Source organism: Streptomyces sp. P5F9 (assembly GCF_057961495.1).
The window spans coordinates 1-2,735 of sequence record NZ_JBXVPZ010000761.1 but is presented as its reverse complement, the minus strand read 5'-3'; the positions used below and the strand labels follow the sequence as shown (position 1 = coordinate 2,735).

Below are 2,735 nucleotides of genomic sequence, written 5' to 3'. Positions count from 1 at the left end.
GTGCGGACGGCCGGCGGTCCGGGGGCGTCCCGCCACCAGGCCACGAGGCCCGGCACGAAGGCGACGGCCCAGCGCAGCAGCGACCACAGCGCGGCCTCCCCGCGCCGCAGCCACCAGGCCGCGACGAGCGCGGCGACGACGTGGGCGGCCACGGCGTGGGGGGTCATCGCCTGTGTCTGCCGCATGGGTGCCATGGCGTGCCCCGACATGTGCGCCATGCCGGCCATCGCCATGCCGGTCCGCGGCCGCGCGACGTCGAACCCGAGGTGGAGCCCGGCCTGAGTGGCGAGCATGGCGGCACCGATGCCGGGCAGGGACCGTTCCCGCCCGCCGAGCAGCCACCCCATGACGAACACGACGAGGAATCCGGCACCGTCCGCCCACAACGGAGGCGTGGCACCGGTGGCGAGCCCGTGCCCGGCGGCAGCCAGCAGCACACACACCGCGGCGAACACCGCGGCGCGCAGGCTACGTACCGCCGGGGATGCGCTCATGGTGACGGATCCTCCCACGCGCCGCTGCCGCCGTAGCCGTCGATGGCGGTTTAGGGGGCAGCTCATATCTGGTTCATGGCTTGGTACGGCGGTGGCGCGTGGGGCGTTCAGTACGGGTGGGAGAACTCGTCCGGGGATTCAGCGATTTACCGGGATACGGCGCTGCAGGACCGGTCCAAGCGCTGAGGCCGGTCCAAGCGCTGGGGCCGTGGTACACGGTGGCCTTGCGGCTCATCTCGGCCGCAGTGGGCGTGCCCGGCGCGGCAACAACCCGATCGCCGCCACCGGTACGGCGGCCAGCACCAGCCACGGCACGGCCGCGGGCAGCCCCGTGTCGAGGAGGGTGCCGGTGGCCGCGCTGCCGAGGAGGACGATCAGGCCGGAGACGGAGGACAGGGCCCCGGTGTAGAGGCCGAGGCGGCCGGGTTCGGCGAGGTCGGGGATCCAGGCGCGGGCGACGGGGGCGATGAGCATCTGGCCGAGGGTGAGCAGAACGACGAGCGCGGTCGCGGGCAACAGCCCGGTGGTACCGGTCAGTTGGGCGGGGCGTGCCATCGCCACGGCCGCGAACCCTACGGCGATCAGCAGCAGCCCGGCCGCCATGGACCGCCGTGGATCGAGCCGCTCCTCCGTCCACCGGGTGACGGGCAACTGCGCGGTCACCACGAGCAGCGAGGACAGCGCGAACAGCCAGGCCAGCGGTGCCTGCGAACCCGCCGCGCGCTCCACCTCCTCGGGGAGGGCGAGATAGAGCTGGTTGTAGGCGAGGAGATAGGCGCCGTAGGCACAACACAGCGCGAGGAAGGGCCTGTTGCGTGCGAGGGCCTGCACGCCACCCTTCTCCTTGACCCGCGCACGCCCGGGAATGTGCTGAGGCAGCAGCCACGCATGCCCCGCGAGAACGAGCACGAAGACCCCGGCCCCGGCCAGACACGCAACCCGGAAATCCACGGCGAGCAGCAACGCGCCGAGCAACGGCCCCACAAACGCCCCGACTTGACCGGAGACGGTGAACAAGGCGAGCACTCGCGTACGGGATCCCCCGCCCGATTCCTCCCACTCGACCGCCTGCCGCGCCACCTCCGACTCCACGGCCGGCGAGAACAGCGCGGCGGCGAATCCGATGAGCAGTACGGCTCCGACGACGCCCCAGGTCTCCTGCGCATACCCGAGCCAGCCGAACCCGGTGATCCGCAGCGCGCACCCCGCGAGCACCACGGGCCGGACGCCGTAGCGGTCGGCGAGGGCCCCGCCGACGACGAACAGCCCCTGCTGGCTGAAGGTCCGCAGTCCCAGTACAAGCCCAACCAGCCAGCCCGCCATGCCAATTGCGTCCGCCAGGTGCTCGGCGAGGAACGGCAGCACGGCGAAGAAGCCGATGTTGAAGGCGAGTTGGGTGAGGATCAGCAGCCGGAGCAGTGGCGAGAGCGGGGTACGCACGAGGGTCACGGAGGTCATCGGGCGGCCAACTCCCTTCGCGCGCCGGCCCCTTGCACGCTCCCGGCGGCCGTGACCGCCAGTGCGCCGAGCAGGGCGAGGACGGCGGCGGGGGCGAGGACGGCCCAGGGGGCGCGTTCGGCGTAGGGCTGGTTCTCGGCGAGGAGCAACCCCCATTCCGGGGAGGGCGGTTGCGCGCCGAGGCCGAGGAAGCCGAGCGAGGCGAGGGCGAGGGCGACTCCGGGCAGGCGGAGCAGGGCGTGCCGGGTGACAGGTGGCAGGACGGCGGGCAGGAGTGCGTGGCGCAGGATGTGCCAACGGCCCGCGCCCAGGCCCCGGGTGGCGGTCACGTGCAGGGTCGCGCGTTCCTGGAGCAGCAGTGCGGAGGTGTGCGCGGCCAGGGGCGTCCAGGCGAGGGCGGCCACCGCGAGGGCGGGGGTACCGCTTCCGCTGCCGGCCACCGCGGCGACCAACAGGGCGGCCAGGACCGGCGGTACGGCGTTCACCGTGTCGACGAGGGGCCCGGACAGTCGGGGCAACAGCCCGAGCAGTACGCCGATGCCGAGCGCGACGGCACTGATCGCGAGGGCGAGCAGCAGGGTGTCGACGGCACCGTGGGCGACCCGCGCGAGGAGATCCCGGCCGAGCGCGTCGGTGCCGAACGGGTGGGCCCAGGTGGGGTGTTGGAGACGCAGCCCGGTGTCGAGGGCGAGGGGATCGCGGGGCAGACCGAGCGCGACGACACCGAGGAGGAGGGTGCCGTAGACAAGGGGCAGGGTTCGCCGGGGAGTTGGGGTGCTGGGC

At 73.3% G+C, this 2,735-nt stretch carries 3 protein-coding genes; all 3 read right to left on the bottom strand.

What is annotated here, in order from left to right; translation table 11 throughout:
• Window positions 1-494, bottom strand: a 494-nt coding sequence (locus AC31A1_RS49685; RefSeq protein WP_489659643.1) for a hypothetical protein, incomplete at its 3' end; no start/stop codon positions are given.
• Between the two features lie 231 nt (window positions 495-725).
• A complete protein-coding gene (locus tag AC31A1_RS49680; protein ID WP_489659642.1) occupies window positions 726-1,952 on the bottom strand; it encodes an MDR family MFS transporter in 1,227 nt (408 codons plus the stop codon).
• Window positions 1,949-2,735: ABC transporter permease (locus tag AC31A1_RS49675; RefSeq protein ID WP_489659641.1), on the bottom strand; the 787-nt coding region annotated here is incomplete at its 5' end. The genes AC31A1_RS49680 and AC31A1_RS49675, both read right to left, overlap by 4 nt.

Excerpts from the sequence above, each read along its gene's own strand:
- AC31A1_RS49680 (WP_489659642.1), bottom strand. The coding sequence starts at position 1,952 with ATGACCTCCGTGACCCTCGTGCGTACCCCGCTCTCGCCACTGCTCCGG.